At 69.8% G+C, this 15,128-nt stretch carries 14 protein-coding genes; 12 read left to right on the top strand and 2 right to left on the bottom strand.

Annotated features, from left to right (window positions below; translation table 11 throughout):
* Positions 1–37: 37 nt before the first annotated feature.
* Entirely contained in the window at positions 38–1,279 is a 1,242-nt protein-coding gene (locus F9C12_RS29665) for a PucR family transcriptional regulator (RefSeq protein WP_409462551.1), read from the bottom strand.
* Positions 1,280–1,406: 127 nt separating this feature from the next.
* Here F9C12_RS29665 and F9C12_RS29670 point away from each other — a divergent pair, with 127 nt between their 5' ends.
* The 6 genes from F9C12_RS29670 (at position 1,407) to F9C12_RS29695 (ending at position 7,035) form a co-directional block, all read left to right on the top strand.
* Positions 1,407–2,813, top strand: coding sequence for a fatty acid desaturase (locus F9C12_RS29670; protein WP_409462552.1), 1,407 nt, complete (start codon positions 1,407–1,409; stop codon positions 2,811–2,813).
* Between the two features lie 42 nt (positions 2,814–2,855).
* Positions 2,856–3,404, top strand: coding sequence for an RNA polymerase sigma factor (locus F9C12_RS29675; RefSeq protein ID WP_409185044.1), 549 nt, complete (start codon positions 2,856–2,858; stop codon positions 3,402–3,404).
* Between the two features lies 1 nt (position 3,405).
* Positions 3,406–3,588 carry a hypothetical protein gene (locus F9C12_RS29680; protein WP_409462553.1) on the top strand — a complete coding sequence of 61 codons (183 nt, stop codon included), beginning with the start codon at positions 3,406–3,408 and terminating at the stop codon, positions 3,586–3,588.
* A 108-nt stretch (positions 3,589–3,696) separates the two neighbouring features.
* Complete coding sequence (locus tag F9C12_RS29685) at positions 3,697–4,950, top strand: carboxylesterase family protein (RefSeq protein ID WP_409462554.1); 1,254 nt, start codon at positions 3,697–3,699, stop codon at positions 4,948–4,950.
* Complete coding sequence (locus F9C12_RS29690; RefSeq protein ID WP_409462555.1) at positions 4,947–6,173, top strand: MFS transporter; 1,227 nt, start codon at positions 4,947–4,949, stop codon at positions 6,171–6,173. Before F9C12_RS29685 ends, F9C12_RS29690 begins: the two co-directional genes overlap by 4 nt.
* The gene (locus F9C12_RS29695) at positions 6,148–7,035 is read left to right on the top strand and encodes an MBL fold metallo-hydrolase (protein WP_409462556.1); all 888 of its coding nucleotides are present in this window, start codon (positions 6,148–6,150) and stop codon (positions 7,033–7,035) included. Before F9C12_RS29690 ends, F9C12_RS29695 begins: the two co-directional genes overlap by 26 nt.
* A 32-nt stretch (positions 7,036–7,067) precedes the next feature.
* On the opposite strand, the gene F9C12_RS29700 is transcribed toward F9C12_RS29695, so the two are convergent.
* Positions 7,068–7,451 carry a VOC family protein gene (locus F9C12_RS29700; RefSeq protein WP_409462557.1) on the bottom strand — a complete coding sequence of 128 codons (384 nt, stop codon included), beginning with the start codon at positions 7,449–7,451 and terminating at the stop codon, positions 7,068–7,070.
* Between the two features lie 151 nt (positions 7,452–7,602).
* Between F9C12_RS29700 and F9C12_RS29705 the strand changes: the two genes are divergently transcribed.
* The 6 genes from F9C12_RS29705 to F9C12_RS29730 all read left to right on the top strand — a co-directional run bounded on the left by F9C12_RS29705 (position 7,603) and on the right by F9C12_RS29730 (position 15,071).
* Positions 7,603–9,078 (top strand): amidohydrolase family protein, encoded by a 1,476-nt coding sequence (locus F9C12_RS29705; RefSeq protein ID WP_409462558.1) that lies wholly within the window; start codon positions 7,603–7,605, stop codon positions 9,076–9,078.
* On the top strand, positions 9,075–10,232 hold the full coding sequence (locus F9C12_RS29710; RefSeq protein ID WP_409462559.1) for a M20 family metallopeptidase: 1,158 nt from the start codon (positions 9,075–9,077) through the stop codon (positions 10,230–10,232). The genes F9C12_RS29705 and F9C12_RS29710 overlap by 4 nt, the downstream gene beginning before the upstream one ends.
* A 47-nt stretch (positions 10,233–10,279) precedes the next feature.
* Complete coding sequence (locus tag F9C12_RS29715) at positions 10,280–11,158, top strand: GNAT family N-acetyltransferase (protein WP_409186888.1); 879 nt, start codon at positions 10,280–10,282, stop codon at positions 11,156–11,158.
* On the top strand, positions 11,155–12,261 hold the full coding sequence (gene menC / locus F9C12_RS29720) for an o-succinylbenzoate synthase (protein ID WP_409462560.1): 1,107 nt from the start codon (positions 11,155–11,157) through the stop codon (positions 12,259–12,261). The genes F9C12_RS29715 and menC overlap by 4 nt, the downstream gene beginning before the upstream one ends.
* Positions 12,262–12,338: 77 nt before the next feature.
* Positions 12,339–13,994, top strand: a complete 1,656-nt coding sequence (locus F9C12_RS29725; protein WP_409185053.1) for a PucR family transcriptional regulator — start codon at positions 12,339–12,341, stop codon at positions 13,992–13,994.
* Between the two features lie 189 nt (positions 13,995–14,183).
* Positions 14,184–15,071, top strand: a complete 888-nt coding sequence (locus tag F9C12_RS29730; protein WP_409185054.1) for a serine hydrolase — start codon at positions 14,184–14,186, stop codon at positions 15,069–15,071.
* The last annotated feature ends 57 nt before the right edge of the window (positions 15,072–15,128 follow it).

The raw sequence follows: 15,128 nt of genomic DNA on the forward strand, positions 1-15,128 counted from the left end.
CCGGGACGCCGGGACCCGACTGGTCCCGCGGCACAAATCAGTCCACCGGCCGGAGCACCGCGGGGCCCAGCAACCGGCACGCCAGCAGCGCCACCTCGACGTCGATCCGTCCCTCGGACAGCGGACGGCCGCGTTCCTGCTCGGCCTTGCGCAGCCGGTACTGGATGGTGTTCTTGTGCAGGTGCAGCTCCTGCGCGGCGATCATCAGGCTGCTCCCGCTGGACAGGTACGCCCACACCGTTTCGCGCATCCGGCGGTGTCCCTCGTCGTCGTCGGCCAGCGCGCCGAGCACCGACTGGACCCAGCCCGCGACCGCCGACGGATCCGCCGCGACCAGCGCCAACGGCCCGAGCTGCGCCGCCGCGGTGACGGGGCGCGGCTGGGTTCGCTCGGTCATCTGCGCGACGGCCTCGGCCTGGCGGGCCTGCTGGTGGGTGGTGCGGAATCCGGCCAGGCCGCTCGCCGGGTCGCCCAACGCGACGCGCACCGGATCGGGTGAACTGGCGAGCGCGGCGGACACCGCGTCGAGGTCGAGCGTCGAGGTCGGGAACCAGGCCCACACGGTCGAGGCGTCCGGTGCCACGACCAGCGGCGTGGTGTCGAGGGCGTTCGCGAGCAGCGCCGCGTGTCGTTCGAGGGCTGTCAACCGGTCGCTTTCGTCCAGTTCAGGGCCGCACCACAGCACCGCGCCGACGTGCCGTTCCGACAGCGCGTAGCCGAGGGTTTTCTCGACGTCGGCGGTGTCGATGGGCTTGCCGGACAACGCAGCCCGCACCTTCGCGAGCCGCGCCGCGTTGCGGTGCCGCAGCCAGGTGTCGCGTTCCAGCTGATAGGCCTCGACGACCTCTTCGGAGATCTTGTCGATGTAGGTGAAGGCGACCTGCGACAGCACGGTGGCGGCGACGGCGACGTCCGCCGCATCCACCGGCTCGGCGGCGATCCGGGTGATCATCTCCTGCTGGAAGGCCGCCTGGCCGAGGCGGTACGCGCGCAGCATCGCGGTGATCGGCACGCGGCGTTGAGCCAGCCGCCGTGCGAACTCCAGCGCGACCGGCGGCGCCCCGACGTCCACCGGCTCCGTCGCGCCGCCCAGCACGCCCAGCGCGGCGACCAGGTTCTCCCGGACCGTGCTGTCCAGCAGCTCCGCGGCCTGCGCGTCGGGCGCGAGCGTCGGCAGTTCGGTGGTGACCTCCTCGGCGATTCGCGCGCGGAGCAGCGCGAGCTCGGCCAGGACCGAGTCCGCGACCTTGGCCAGCGTGGCGGCTGCCGTCGACGTCACAGGCAGCACCGTACGCCGGGTTCGTGCCCGAGACCCAACGCAGCCGGGCGTTTCGGTTTCGCGCACAGTGTCGCGCCGCTCACGGATCCCTACCTTCAGCAAAACGACAGACCGCGTGGAGGCCGCGATGAAGAAGTACCGCCTCGCCGGATCGAACGGCGAAACCGCCTGGCACGACCGGAAGCGGCACCTGTGGCCGCTCGGGCTCGTGGTGCCGCTGCTGCCGTTCGGCGCGATCGCGTTGCACGCCGCGACCGGGTCCGCCGCCGCGTTGTGGCTCGGTCCGCTGGTCGTGCTGGTCCTCGTGCCGCTGATCGACCTCGTCGCCGGATACGACCACACCAATCCGCCGGACGAGGTGATGGCGGCGCTGGAGGAGGACCGCTACTACCGCTGGATCACCTATCTGTTCCTGCCGTTGCAATACGCCGGTTTCGTGGCGGGCGCGTGGATGCTCGCGCGCGGCGATCTTTCCGTCGGCGGAAAAATCGGTCTCTCGATCACGCTCGGCACAGTCGCCGGCATCGCGATCAACACCGCGCACGAACTCGGCCACAAACGGGAAAGCACCGAACGCTGGGCCGCGAAAATCGCGCTGGCACAGTGTTTTTACGGGCATTTCTACATTGAGCACAACCGCGGGCACCACGTGCGCGTCGCCACTCCGGAGGACCCGGCGTCGAGCCGGTTGGGGGAAAGCTTTTACCGGTTCTGGCCGCGGACGGTCTTCGGTTCGCTGCGCAGTGCCTGGGGGGTGGAGCGGAAACGCTATGCCCGCAAGGGAAGTCACCCGTTCCATCTCGGCAATGACGTGCTCAACGCGTGGCTGATGAGCGTGGTGCTGTGGGGTGCGCTGCTCGCTTGGCTGGGCGTCGGGATCCTGCCGTATCTGGTGCTTCAAGCCGTGTTCGGGTTCTCGCTGCTGGAGATCGTGAACTACCTGGAGCACTACGGGATGCTGCGCAAGAAGGTCACGCATGGGGCGAAAACCCGGTACGAGCGGGTTACCCCGGCGCATTCCTGGAACTCCAACAATGTCGCGACGAATGTGCTGCTGTATCACCTGCAGCGGCACAGCGATCACCACGCCAACCCGACGCGCCGGTTCCAGACTTTGCGTGACTTCAAGGAAAGCCCGGTTCTGCCGACCGGTTACACCGGGATGCTGGTCGTCGCGCTGGTTCCGGCGTGGTTCCGCAAGGTGATGGACCCGCGGGTGTACCGGCATTTCGACGGCGACCTCCGGCAAGCGAACGTGCAGCCGGGCAAACTGCCGTCGCTGCTGAAGAAGTACCCGGTCGTCGCTGCCGGCGCGAACGAACCGGCCGCGGACACCCGGGCGAAGCTGGCCGACGACGTGGACGCCGCGCGGTGCCCCGGCTGCGGCTACGTCTACCGCGTCGCGGAGGGCAACGAACTGGAGGGGTTCGCCGCCGGAACGGCGTGGTCGGAGATCCCGGACGACTGGACGTGTCCCGATTGCGGCGTGCGCGACAAGGTCGACTTCGTGCCCGTGGTGCGGGAGGCGGCGTAATGAAGATCGTCGCGGCGTCGCGGCTACGGGAGTGAGGCCGAAGTGGAGACGGAACTGCTGGGGCGAGCGCGCTCTGGCGACCAGGCCGCGTTCGCCGTCCTCTACCAGGAACACGCGCCGCCGGTCTTCCGCTACCTGCGGATGCGGGTGCCGACCGCGACGGTCGCCGAGGACCTGACGAGCGAGGCGTTCCTGCGCGCGTGGCGGAAACTGCCGGACTTCTGCCCGGACGGCGGCTCGTTCACCGGCTGGCTGTACACGATCGCCGACAACCTGCTGCGCGACCACCGCAAATCGGCCCGCTACCGGCGCGAACTGCTCGACGGGAAAGACCACGACGGACCGGACCTTCGCGGTGGAGCCGACCGGCTCGCGCTGGCCCGCATCGAAGCGGCGGCGCTGCGCCGGTGTCTGGCGGACCTCAGCGAACCGCAGCGCGAGTGCGTGCGGCTGCGGTTTTTCGCCGGGCTCTCCGTCGCCGAGGTCGCCGAAACCATGAACAAGAACCCCAACAGCGTCCGGGCGCTGCAGCACCGTGCGGTGCGCACGCTCGCGACGTTGCTGGCCGAGACCGAAAAGGCGGGACCTTGAGATGCACGGATTCCTCGAGATTTTCAAGATCATGGGACCGCTGCTGGCGCTGATGCTGTGCCCGATCTGGCTTCCGCTTTTGGGGATGCTGATCGGGAAGCTCTCGGACGTGTTCTCCGGCGGCAACCGGACCGAACCGGTGCGAGTGCGTCGTGAACCAGCTGCGTCCCGCGGTGAGGTATAGCCGGGCAAACATGTCTCGGGCGGCAAAGAGCATTGGTCAGGCATTCCGGACTTTCTTAGCCTGACTGCGGGTCGAAGGTGCCGGACACCCGCTCAAAGGAGAGCCGCGATGACCGAATGCCAGCCTGTCACTGCCCGGCCACCGTCCGGTCCCGTCCTCGGCACTCGAAGCGACGACGGTCTGCTGCGGTTCCGCGGCGTGCGATACGGCACCGCCGAGCGGTTCCAGCCGCCGCGACCGGCCGAGCCCCGCGCTGACGCCTCGCAGCCCGGGCCGATCTGCCCGCAGCTTGGCTCCCGGCTGGAGGCCGCGATGGGTCCGCCGCGAGACGAACCGCCCCAGTCCGAGGACTGCCTCAACCTTGCCGTCGCGACGCCCGCGCTGACTGGGGCCCGTCCGGTGCTCGTATGGCTGCACGGCGGCGGTTTCCTGAGTGGAGGCGGCACGCTTCCCTGGTACGACGGCGGGCGGCTCGCCGCGGACGGCGACGTGGTCGTGGTGTCGGTCAACTACCGGCTGGGAGCCTTCGGCTACCTGGTCCACGACGACGTCAGCGAGGGCAATCTCGGCCTCGCGGACCAGATGCTCGCGCTCGAATGGGTGCGCGACAACATCGCGGCGTTCGGCGGCGACCCGGGCGAGATCACCGTCTTCGGGCAGTCCGCGGGCGCGCTTTCGACGCTGGCCTTGTTGTCCATTCCGGACAGTCGGGCGCTGATCCGGCGGGCGATCGTCCAAAGTTCACCGGACCCCGCGATCATTCAGGAACGCGCCGCGGCGCGGGAGATCGGCCGGTATTTCGTCCACGCGGTCGGCGGAGACCCGGTTACCGCCTCCGTCGATCAGCTGCTTGCCGCGCAACAGCGGACTCTGCGGTGGAACGCCGCGAAGGATCCGACGTCGACCCGGCCGCCGTTCGGGATTGTCGATCTCGAGATTCGGCTGGCCGATCCGTTGCCGGACTTGATGATCGGGTACACGACGGAGGAATGCGCGGCGTTCGCGATCGGAGTGCCGGACCCCGTGCTCCAGCAAGCGATCGCGGACCAGACCGAGCCGCTTTTCGGTCGTCCGGCGCGGGCTTTGGCACAGCAGTACGGCGCGTACTCCTACGAGTTCGACTGGACTCCGGAACACGGCGGCTACGGCGCGATCCATTGCCTGGAACTGCCTTTCCTGCTGGGCACCCCGGAATCCTGGCGCGGGAGCCCGATGCTGGGCGGCACGAGCTGGGCCGAGGTCGAACGCCTTGGCGCCCAGATGCGCTTGTGGTGGACCGAATTCGCGCGGTCCGGCTCGCCCGGGCCGCGGAGCGGTTTCCGGATCGGGAATTTCCCTCAGACACTGGAGAACACGCCATGAGCAAGAGCATCCACTGGCCGGTCGTCCTGCTCTGCTTCCTCGCTGTCCTCCTGGACGGTTTCGACACCGCCGCGTTGTCGTTCACGATCCCGACCCTGTCGCACGAATGGGGTGCCGCGCCCGCCGCTTTCACCCTGCCGTTGGTGCTGACCAACATCGGGGTCGTCGCGGGATATCTGGCCGCGGGTTACGTCGGCGCGCGGATGAGGGCGCGCTCGGTGGTGCTCACCGGCGTCCTGATCTTCGCGGGCGCGACCGTGCTGACCGCCGCGATCCTGCCCCTGAAGTCCATGCCGGTCTTCGCCGCCGCCCGTCTGGTGACCGGGCTCGGTCTCGGGCTGGTGCTGCCCGCCGGGGTCTCGCTGGCGACGAAACACAGTGCGGAGGGCCGCCGGGAGCTGGTTTCGGTGGCGGTGACGCTCGGCCTCGCGTCCGGGAGCAGCCTCGGCGGGTTCTTCGGCGGCAAACTGCTGCACAGCGTCGGGTCCGCCGGGGTCTTCTACGTCGCTGGGCTGGCTCCGCTGCTGCTGGCCGGGGTGATGGCTGTCGTGCTGCCTGCTCGGGAGCCGGCGGTGGAGAGCAGCGCGAAGCAGGAAGCCAAGGTGAGCAGGCTGTTCGGCCCAGGGCTGCGCCTGCCGACGTCGCTCATCTGGGCGTTCTCGTTCCTCATCTTCATCACCGCGTACGTGCTGATCTCGTGGGTTCCGACCCTCCTCACCGGATACGGTTTCGCCGCCGGGAAGGCCCCGCTGGGACTCGCGTTCCTGACGCTGGGCGGGATCGCGGGCGGTCTGGTGCTCATCCCGCTGGCGGCGCGGATCGGGATCGCCCGGGCGCTGATCCTGATGCCGGCGATCGGGGCGGTGTGCATGGTGCTCGTGGCGACGGTGCCGGTCGGCGAGACTCTGCTGTTCGTGCTGCTGGCCGGTGCCGGTTTCGGGGTGACGGCGGGGCAGATCGGCCAGCTGACGCTCGCGGTCTCGATCTACCCGGCGAGCACCCGCACGACCGGCGTCGGCTGGGCCGCGGCGCTCGGGCGGATCGGGTCGATCGTCGGACCCGGGGTCGCGGGGTTGCTGCTCGCGCTGGCGTTGTCGGCCCAGACGATCGTCCTGGCGACTGCCGTTCCGGTGCTGGTCGCGATCGCTTGCGCGGTCGGGCTGAGCCGGGTGCGGGCGAAGGCGCGGAGGGAGCGCGATGCCGCACTGGTTCGATCTCGGTGACGTCGCGGTAGTCCCCCTGATCGAGGACGACCGGCTGCTGATCGAGCCCGGCGAGTTCTTCCCGGCACTCGAACCGGACCTCGCCGACTGGTACACGCGGGAGCCGTGGTTCGACCGGGCGGCGGGGAAGCTGGTGTTCGCCATCCAGTCGTTCCTCGTCTGCTCGGCCGACGAAGTGCTGGTGGTCGACGCGTGCGTCGGGGCGGGGAAAAACCGCCGCCGGGCGGAATTCGACCAGCTGCCGGACCGGTGGATGCGGCAGTTCCTGGCAACCGGGTTGCGGCCCGAGGAGGTGGACGCGGTCGTGTTCACCCACTTGCACGCCGACCACGTCGGCGCGGCCACTGTGCGGCGGGAGCCGGTCTTCCCGCACGCTCCGCATCTCGTGGTGGAGGAAGAGTTCCGGTACTGGTCGAGCGAGGCTGGTGCGGCGGCCATGCGCCGGACGGGCGACTACCTGGCCGACAGTGTGCTGCCGATCGAGCAGGCCGGGCAGCTGAGGTTCGTCGCTCCGGACGCGGCGGTGGGCAAGCACGCCGAGCTGGTTCCCGCTGCCGGGCACACGCCGGGGAACGTGTGCGTGCGGGTCCGCGGCAGTGCCGGGACCGTGCTGCTCGCCGGGGACACGATGCACCACGGGGTGCAGATCCGGCATCCGGAGTTGAGCACCCGGTACTGCGTCGACCCGGGGAAGGCGGCGGAAGTGCGGAGCCGCCTTCTCGAGGGCGAGCGTGGTTCGGTCCTGCTCCCGACGCACTTTCCCGCGCCTTCGGCGGGGAGGGCCCGGGGTGGGTTCGAGTTCGCCGCTGACCTGATCCAGACCGGGCAGTTCCGGTGGCGGGAGTGGCACCGGGCGTCGTGAGCGGCGATCCCGGTTCTAACCGGGATGAACACTCACGACACCGGGTCGACTCGGTTGCGGAGCAGGCAGAACACGTTCCCCTCCGGGTCCGCGAGCACGTGCCACGACTCCTCGCCGGTCTGGCCCACGTCGGCGGGGCGCGCGCCGGCCGCGAGCAGGCGTTCCAGTTCGGCGTCCTGGTCCCGGTCGGTCGGGTTCACGTCCAGGTGCAGCGGCAGTTTCGCCGGTTTCGGGTCGGTGCTGCGGCTGAGGATCAGCGTCGGCTGCGGGCCGCCGAAACCGGCTCCGGGCGGGCCGATCTCCAGGTCATCGCCGTCCCAGCCCAGTTCGACGTAGCCGAGGACTTCGCACCAGAAATCGCCCATCCGTTGCGGGTCGGCGCAGTCGAGGATGAGTTCGGTGATCCGGCAGGCCATGTGCGCGAGCTTAGGGCGCTCGCGCGCGCTCGCCCAGCGAATTCCGGTTTGTGCGCGCGGAGAGATCTGCCGTCCCGGATTCGTCCGCGCGCACGAACGTACCGCCCGGGAAACCTCCTAGGGTCGCCAGCAGCGAGGCGAGGAGGCAAGCATGCGGACACTGCTGCGTGGCGGTCGCGTCATCGACCCGGCCACGGGCTTCGACGGCACAGCTGACGTGCTGATATCCGGCGGCGAGGTGATCGCGGTCGGACCGGGATTGCCCAGCGCGGACGACCAGGTGGAGATCGACGTCGCCGGGTACGTCGTCGGGCCGGGGTTCATCGATCTGCACAGCCACGTGCACTCGATCGCCGGACAGCGGCTGCAGGCGATGGACGGCGTCACGACGGCGCTCGACCTGGAGGCCGGGCTGATGCCGGTCGAACGGGCCTACGCCGACGCCGCCGCGGCGGGGCGTCCGCTGCACTACGGCTTCTCGGCCTCGTGGGGTTCCGCGCGGGCGAAGGTGCTCGCCGGCATCGAGCCGGACGCGAACATCAACACCGGGCTTTCCGTGCTCGGGATTCCGGACTGGCAGCGCTCCTCGTCGAAGAAGGAGCTGGCCGCCTGGCTGTCGCTGGTGGAGGGTGAGCTGGCGGCGGGCGCGCTCGGCGTCGGCGTGCTGCTCGGGTACGCGCCGGCCAGCGATCCGGCCGAGTTCCTGGCCTTGGCGAAGCTGGCCAAACAGGCCGAGGCGCCGACGTACACGCACGTCCGCGAGCTGGTCGAGGTCGATCCGGGCACTCCGGTCGACGGGTCCGAGGAGATCGCGATCGTCGCGGCCGAGACCGGCGCGGCAATGCACCACTGCCACGTCAACAGCACCTCCATCCGGCACGTCGACCGCGTGCTCGCCGCGCTGGAGTCGGGGCGTTCCGCCGGGTCGCGAGTGACCGTCGAGGCCTATCCGTACGGCGCGGGCAGCACCGCGGTCGGCGCGGCCTTCATCTCGCCGGAGCGGCTGAAGATGAAGGGCCTCAACCCGTCGCGGGTGATCCTGCTGGAGACCGGCGAGCGGATCGCGGACGAGGGCCGGTTGCTGCAGGTCCGTGCGGAGATGCCGGGTGCGCCGTGCATTCTCGAGTTCCTCGACGAGGACGACCCGGCCGACCGCACCCTGCTGCACCAGGCGCTGGCGTTCCCGGACTCGATCGTCGCGAGCGACGCGATGCCGGTGTACTGGCAGAACGGGGCCCACGAATCCACCGAGTGGCCGCTTCCTCCCGGTGGCGCGACGCATCCGCGCACGGCGGGGACGTTCTCCAAGTCGCTGCGGCTGATGGTGCGCGAGGCCGGGGTCTGGACCTGGCTGGAAGCCTTCCGGCGCTGTTCCTATCTCCCGGCGCGGGTGCTCGACGAGGTCGCGCCCGGTGCGCGGACCAAGGGCCGGCTGAACGTCGGCGCGGACGCGGACATCGTCGTCCTCGATCCGGACACGATCACCGATACCGCGACGTATTTCGACGCGACCCGGCCCGCGGTCGGCGTGCGGCACCTGTTCGTCGCGGGCACTCCGGTGGTGCGCGACGGGCAGCTGCTCCCCGACGCGTTCCCCGGCCAGCCGCTGCGGGGTGAGCCGCGATGACCGAGTTCAACCTGGACGCTCTGCTCGCGGACATCGAAACGTTGGTGCGCTGCGAATCCCCGTCCTCCGACCTCGACGCGGTGGCGCACAGCGCGGACGTGCTGGCTGGCGTCGGCAAGGCGTTGCTTGGCGTGGAGCCGGAACGGATTGTCCTGGATGGACGGACGCATCTGCGCTGGCGATTCGGCGAAGGCCCGCCGCGGGTGCTGCTGCTCGGGCACCATGACACGGTCTGGCCGATGGGGTCTTTGGAGACGCATCCGTTTTCCGTGCGGGACGGGGTCTTGCGCGGTCCGGGGTGTTTCGACATGAAGACCGGCGTGGTGATGGCGTTGCACGTCGCGGCCTCGCTTCCTGACCGAAGTGGACTGTCCATTTTGGTCACTGGGGACGAAGAGCTGGGTTCGCCGTCTTCTCGCGGACTGATCGAGGAAGAAGCGCGGGGCTGCGCGGCGGCGTTCGTGCTGGAGGCTTCCGCGGACGGCGGCGCGCTCAAGACCCGGCGCAAAGGCGTTTCCCACTACCGGATCGAGGTGACCGGACGTGCCTCGCACGCCGGACTCGAACCGGAAAAGGGGATCAACGCCGGGATCGAGATCGCGCACCAGGTGCTCGCGGTCGCCGCGCTCGCCAGTCCGGAACGCGGGACCAGCGTGGTTCCGACCGTGCTTTCGGCCGGGACCACGGTCAACACCGTGCCCGCCGCAGCGGCGGTCGAGGTCGACGTGCGGGTGTGGGACGAGGAAGAACAGCTTCGCGTCGACCGGGAAGTACGCGCGTTACGACCGGTGCTGGAGGGCGCACAAGTACGGATCACCGGCGGGATCAACCGCCCGCCGCTGGACGCCGTGTCCTCGGCCGCGTTGTACGGGTTGGCCAAGGAATTGGCCGCCGAACTCGGCTTGCCGGAATTGACCGAAGCGGCCGTCGGCGGGGCTTCGGACGGCAATTACACCGCGGGCTTGGGCGTGCCGACACTCGACGGGCTCGGCGCGGTCGGCGGCGGAGCGCACGCCGATCACGAACACGTCCTGGTCGAGGAATTGCCGCGGCGGACGGCGTTGCTGGCCGCCTTGGTGGAGAACGTGCTGAGCAAGGGAAGTCCGTCGGTTCCGACGAATCCGGACGGCGATTCTGGTCGAGCGCGACGGTGACGTCGGCGGGGAAGCCGGGAAAGGATCATCCCGTGACGAATCTTGCGATGAACACGGAAAGACCCGGCGCGGCGGAAACGTGCGCCGAGGCGGTCGCGGCCGCTCAGTCGGCGGCCGCCGCCTCGGGGGTCGAAGTCCGGGAAATCACCGAGATCGCGGAAATGACCGCGGTCGGGGTGCTGTTCGAGACGATCTGGCGGTCCGCGCCAGGAACCCGGCCGGTGACCACCGAACTGCTGCGCGCGCTGTCGTCGGCGGGGAATTACGTGGCCGGCGCGTTCGCCGACGGGGAATTGCTCGGCGCGTGCGTCGCCTTTTTCGGAAACCCCGGAAAAGGCAGCCTGCACAGTCACATCGCCGGAGTTTCGAAGGCGGGCGCGGGGCGCGGGATCGGGTACGCGCTGAAATTGCATCAACGCGGCTGGGCGCTCGCGCAGGACGTCTCGGCGATCAAGTGGACCTTCGATCCGCTGGTGCGCCGCAACGCCTATTTCAACCTCGGCAAACTCGGCGCGCTCCCGGTGCGTTACCTGCGGGATTTCTACGGTCCGATGGCGGACGGCATCAACGGTTCCGGCGACACCGACCGGCTGATGGTGTCCTGGGACCTGGCCAGTCCGACGGTGCGGACCGCCGCGTTCGGCGAACCGATCCGCACCGACGCGAAGGCTTTGCTCGGCCAAGGTGCGGCAGTGGCCCTCGAAGTCGCCGCGGACGGCGGTCCGGCCGCAGGCAAAGCGGACGCCCCGGTGGTGCTCGTCGCCGTCCCGCCGGACATCGAAGGGTTGCGCAGCACCGATCCCGGCCGGGCGGACGCGTGGCGGGCCGCGCTGCGCGAATCGCTCGGCGGGCTGATGGCCGACGGCGGCCGGGTGACCGGCTTCGACCGAACCGGCTTTTACGTGATCTCCAAGGAGGAGCAGTGAAACTCAGCGGTGTGGAACTGCGCCGGGTGCAGATGCCGCTCGTCGCCCCGTTCCGGACTTCGTTCGGCACCCAGTCCGTCCGCGAACTCTTGCTGCTGCGCGCGGTCACGCCGGCCGGCGAGGGCTGGGGCGAATGCGTGACGATGGCTGGGCCGCTGTACTCGTCGGAGTACAACGACGGCGCCGAACACGTGCTGCAGCACCACCTGATCCCGGCCCTGCTGGCCGCGGGAGACGTGACCGCGGCGAAGGTGACGCCGCTGCTGGCGAAGTTCAAGGGCCACCGGATGGCCAAGGGCGCGCTGGAAATGGCGGTGCTGGACGCCGAACTCCGCGCGCACGAACGGTCGTTCGCCGCCGAACTCGGGTCGATCCGCGATTCCGTGCCGTGCGGCGTTTCCGTCGGGATCATGGACACCATCCCGCAGCTGCTCGACGTCGTCGGCGGATATCTCGACGAGGGCTACGTGCGGATCAAGCTGAAGATCGAACCCGGCTGGGACGTCGAGCCGGTGCGCGCGGTCCGCGAACGCTTCGGCGACGACGTGCTGCTGCAGGTCGACGCGAACACCGCTTACACCCTCGGCGACGCGCCGCAGCTGGCCAAGCTCGACCCGTTCGGCCTGCTGCTGATCGAGCAGCCGCTGGAAGAAGAGGACGTGCTCGGCCACGCCGAACTGGCCCGCCGGATCCGGACGCCGATCTGCCTGGACGAGTCGATCGTGTCGGCTCGCGCGGCGGCGGACGCGATCAAACTCGGCGCGGTCCAGATCGTGAATATCAAACCCGGGCGCGTCGGCGGTTACCTCGAAGCGCGGCGGGTGCACGACGTGTGCGCGGCGCACGGGATCCCGGTGTGGTGCGGCGGGATGATCGAGACCGGGCTCGGCCGGGCGGCGAACGTCGCGCTGGCCTCGCTGCCGAACTTCACCCTGCCCGGCGACACCTCGGCGTCGGACCGGTTCTACCAGACCGACATCACCGAGCCGTTCGTGCTGTCCGGCGGCCACCTGCCGGTGCCGACCGGACCGGGCCTCGGCGTGGCACCGATTCCGGAGCTGCTGGACGAGGTGACCACGGCCAAGGTGTGGATCGGTTCGTAGCTCGCTACGAATTCCGGAGGTAGATTTGGTCGAATCGGACCAGCCGGTCCGCGCGAGGCCGGATCTACCTTCGGGGGGTGCTGACACCGGTGCCGAGCAAGCCGCACACGAGTCTGGGACGCGTCCTCGAAGCGCTCGGGGACGTGCTCCTCGAACCGGTCGCCGTCGGACGGGACACGCGACGGCAGCTCGGCGGGGTGGTGATCCACGATCCGCACGACGACGCGGAGTTCCCGGCGCAGGCGGTGGTGCTCGGCGTCGGGGTGCGCGAATCCGGCGAGATCGCGCAGCTCCTGCACACGGTCGCCGCGCGCGGGGCGACCGCGCTGGTCGTGCGGTCGCCGGTGGCCGCCTCGACGGAACTGGTGCGGGCGGCCAATTCCTCCGGGGTCGCGCTGCTCGGGCTCGCCAGCGGTGCGTCGTGGGCGCAGCTGGCCGCGATGCTCCGTACGTTGCTCGCGGAGGGCGACGTCGGCGACGTCTCCCCGCAGACGCTCGGCGGGATGCCGTCGGGTGATCTTTTCGCGCTCGCCAACGCGATCGCCGCGCTGCTCGACGCACCGGTCACCATCGAGGACCGCAACTCGCGCGTGCTCGCGTTCTCCGGCCGCCAAGACGAGGCCGACCCCTCGCGCGTCGAGACGATTCTCGGCCGCCAGGTGCCCGAACGGTTCACTCGCGAGCTGGAAAAGGACGGCGTTTTCGAGCGGCTCTACCGCGAGCAAGGCCCGGTGTACGTCTATCCGGGAGAGGGCTACGACAAGAAGATCGTCATGATCCGGGCCGCGCTCGCGGTCCGGGCCGGGGACGAGATTCTCGGGTCGATTTGGGCAGCTGTCGACAAAGAGCTAAGCGAAGAGCGTACCGCGGCGTTGATCGACGCGTCGAAAATCGTTGCCCTGCATATGCTTCGGCTGCGCGCGGGGGCGGACGTCGAACGCCGGTTGCGCGCCGATCTGGTCAGCACCGCGCTCGAAGGCGGCTCCGGCGCGCAGGAAGCGATCGCGCGGCTCGGATTGCTGGGGCAGCCGACGATCGTGCTCGCCATGGGCTTGCTCGAGGCGCCCGACGACGACCTGCGGCTGGTCACCGAACGCCAGCGGGTCGCCGACGCGTTCGCCATGCACCTCAGCGCGGTTCAGCCCCGATCGGCGGTAGCGCTGGTCGGCGACGTCGCGTACGGGATCGTCCCGATGCCCGGGAACCACGGCGATTGCCGGGAACGCTCGGTGCGCGTCGCGTCGACCTTCCTGGAGCGCACCGGCCGCCGGGTCGCCGCCGCGATCGGCATCGGCCCGCTGGCCCTCGACGGATCCGGGCTGCGCGCGTCTCGCGACGGAGCCGACCGGGCGTTGCGCGTGCTGCTCACCAACGGCGGCTCCAAGCGGGTGATCACCTCCGACGACGCGCACATCGAGGCGTTGATGCTGGAACTGGCCGACCTTTCCGCGGCGCGCGGCGACGTCGCGACCGGGCCGATCGCGCGGCTGCTGGAATACGACACCAAACACCAGTCCCAGCTGGTGCACACCCTCCGGTGCTGGCTCGATTCGTTCGGCGACATCAGCGCCGCCTCGGCCGCGGCGTACGTGCATCCGAGCACGTTCCGCTACCGGTTGCGCCGGCTGGCCGAAGTCGGCGGCATCGACCTCGACGATCCGGGGGACCGGTTCGCCGCGATGGTGCAGTTGCACTTGCTGCCGCGCGTGGAAAGGGCCGACGAGGGGTCGTGAGTGGCGATGCCGGTTAGAACCGGGATAACCACTCACGACCTCCCCTGACCGGAAATTCCCCCGCACCTTTCCCGCCATCGCACTAACCCCGCCCCTCCCTCCTCCGCCACACTGGAACCCCGGCAGGCGGCGATTCCCCTTCACGCCAAGCACTTCCTGCTCAAAGCGTCCACTGTAGACAGGAGAGCCATGGCCACCGCGTCCGAAACGATCGCCCGCCGCGCCGAGGAGGTCGGCGTCGAGGTCCGGCTGCACGCCGCCGAGGTCGACGGGACCCGCGGCCTCGGCATCGGCGAGGACGTCCCGGTCGTCCCCGCGTCGGTGTTCAAGGTCCCGATCGCGCTGGAGCTGGCCCGCCAGGCCGCCGAGGGAACGCTCGATCTCGGCGCCCGCGTCACGGTCGAGCCCGGGCATCCGACGCCGAGCCCGTACGGTCTCGCCACCTTCCGCCACGAAGTCTCGATGTCCTGGCACGATCTGGCGATCCTGATGATCGGAATCAGCGACAACGTCGCCACCGACCTGATTCTCGCCGAGATCGGCAAAACGGCGGTGAATAGCACGTTGCGCCGGCTCGGATTCACCCAGACCGTCGTTCCGCAGGACTGCGCCGAACTGCTCGCCACGATCGGCGAAGATCTCGGCCTCTCGTACGAGGACGACGAACGCGCGCTCGCCGAACTGACCTACGAACAGGTTTCCGGGTTGCGCGCGCTGCAACCGGAAAAGTCCTGCCGCACCACCGCCGCCGAAATGACCCGCTTGCTCGGACTGATCTGGCGCGACGAAGCGGCCGCGCCGGAAGCGTGCGCGGACGTCCGGCGCTGGATGGAACTGCAGGTCTGGCCGCACCGGCTGCGGTCCGGGTTCCCGGACGACGGCATCCGCACCAGCGGCAAAACCGGGACGTTGCCCGCGGTGCGCAACGAGGTCGGCGTGGTCGAGTACCCGGACGGCGGCCGGTATTCGGTCGCCGTGTTCACCCGCGCCGAGGACGCCCGCTCCCGGGTGCCCGAGCGCGACGCGTTCATCGGTTTCGCCGCGGCGACGGCGGTGGAGTCGCTGCGCACGGCCTGATTCGTCGGAGCGGAGGAACTTTCCCCGCGCTCTCCTCGGTCCGGACGAACAAGTGAC

Origin of the sequence: Amycolatopsis sp. GA6-003 (genome assembly GCF_046267895.1) — a bacterium.
Lineage (GTDB): Bacteria > Actinomycetota > Actinomycetes > Mycobacteriales > Pseudonocardiaceae > Amycolatopsis.

Coding starts and splice junctions, on each gene's coding strand:
- F9C12_RS29670 (WP_409462552.1), top strand. CDS start 1,407: ATGAAGAAGTACCGCCTCGCCGGATCGAACGGCGAAACCGCCTGGCAC.
- F9C12_RS29715 (WP_409186888.1), top strand. CDS start 10,280: ATGAACACGGAAAGACCCGGCGCGGCGGAAACGTGCGCCGAGGCGGTC.
- F9C12_RS29680 (WP_409462553.1), top strand. CDS start 3,406: ATGCACGGATTCCTCGAGATTTTCAAGATCATGGGACCGCTGCTGGCG.
- F9C12_RS29730 (WP_409185054.1), top strand. CDS start 14,184: ATGGCCACCGCGTCCGAAACGATCGCCCGCCGCGCCGAGGAGGTCGGC.
- F9C12_RS29695 (WP_409462556.1), top strand. CDS start 6,148: ATGCCGCACTGGTTCGATCTCGGTGACGTCGCGGTAGTCCCCCTGATC.
- F9C12_RS29685 (WP_409462554.1), top strand. CDS start 3,697: ATGACCGAATGCCAGCCTGTCACTGCCCGGCCACCGTCCGGTCCCGTC.
- F9C12_RS29710 (WP_409462559.1), top strand. CDS start 9,075: ATGACCGAGTTCAACCTGGACGCTCTGCTCGCGGACATCGAAACGTTG.
- F9C12_RS29690 (WP_409462555.1), top strand. CDS start 4,947: ATGAGCAAGAGCATCCACTGGCCGGTCGTCCTGCTCTGCTTCCTCGCT.
- F9C12_RS29700 (WP_409462557.1), bottom strand. CDS start 7,451: ATGGCCTGCCGGATCACCGAACTCATCCTCGACTGCGCCGACCCGCAA.
- F9C12_RS29705 (WP_409462558.1), top strand. CDS start 7,603: ATGCGGACACTGCTGCGTGGCGGTCGCGTCATCGACCCGGCCACGGGC.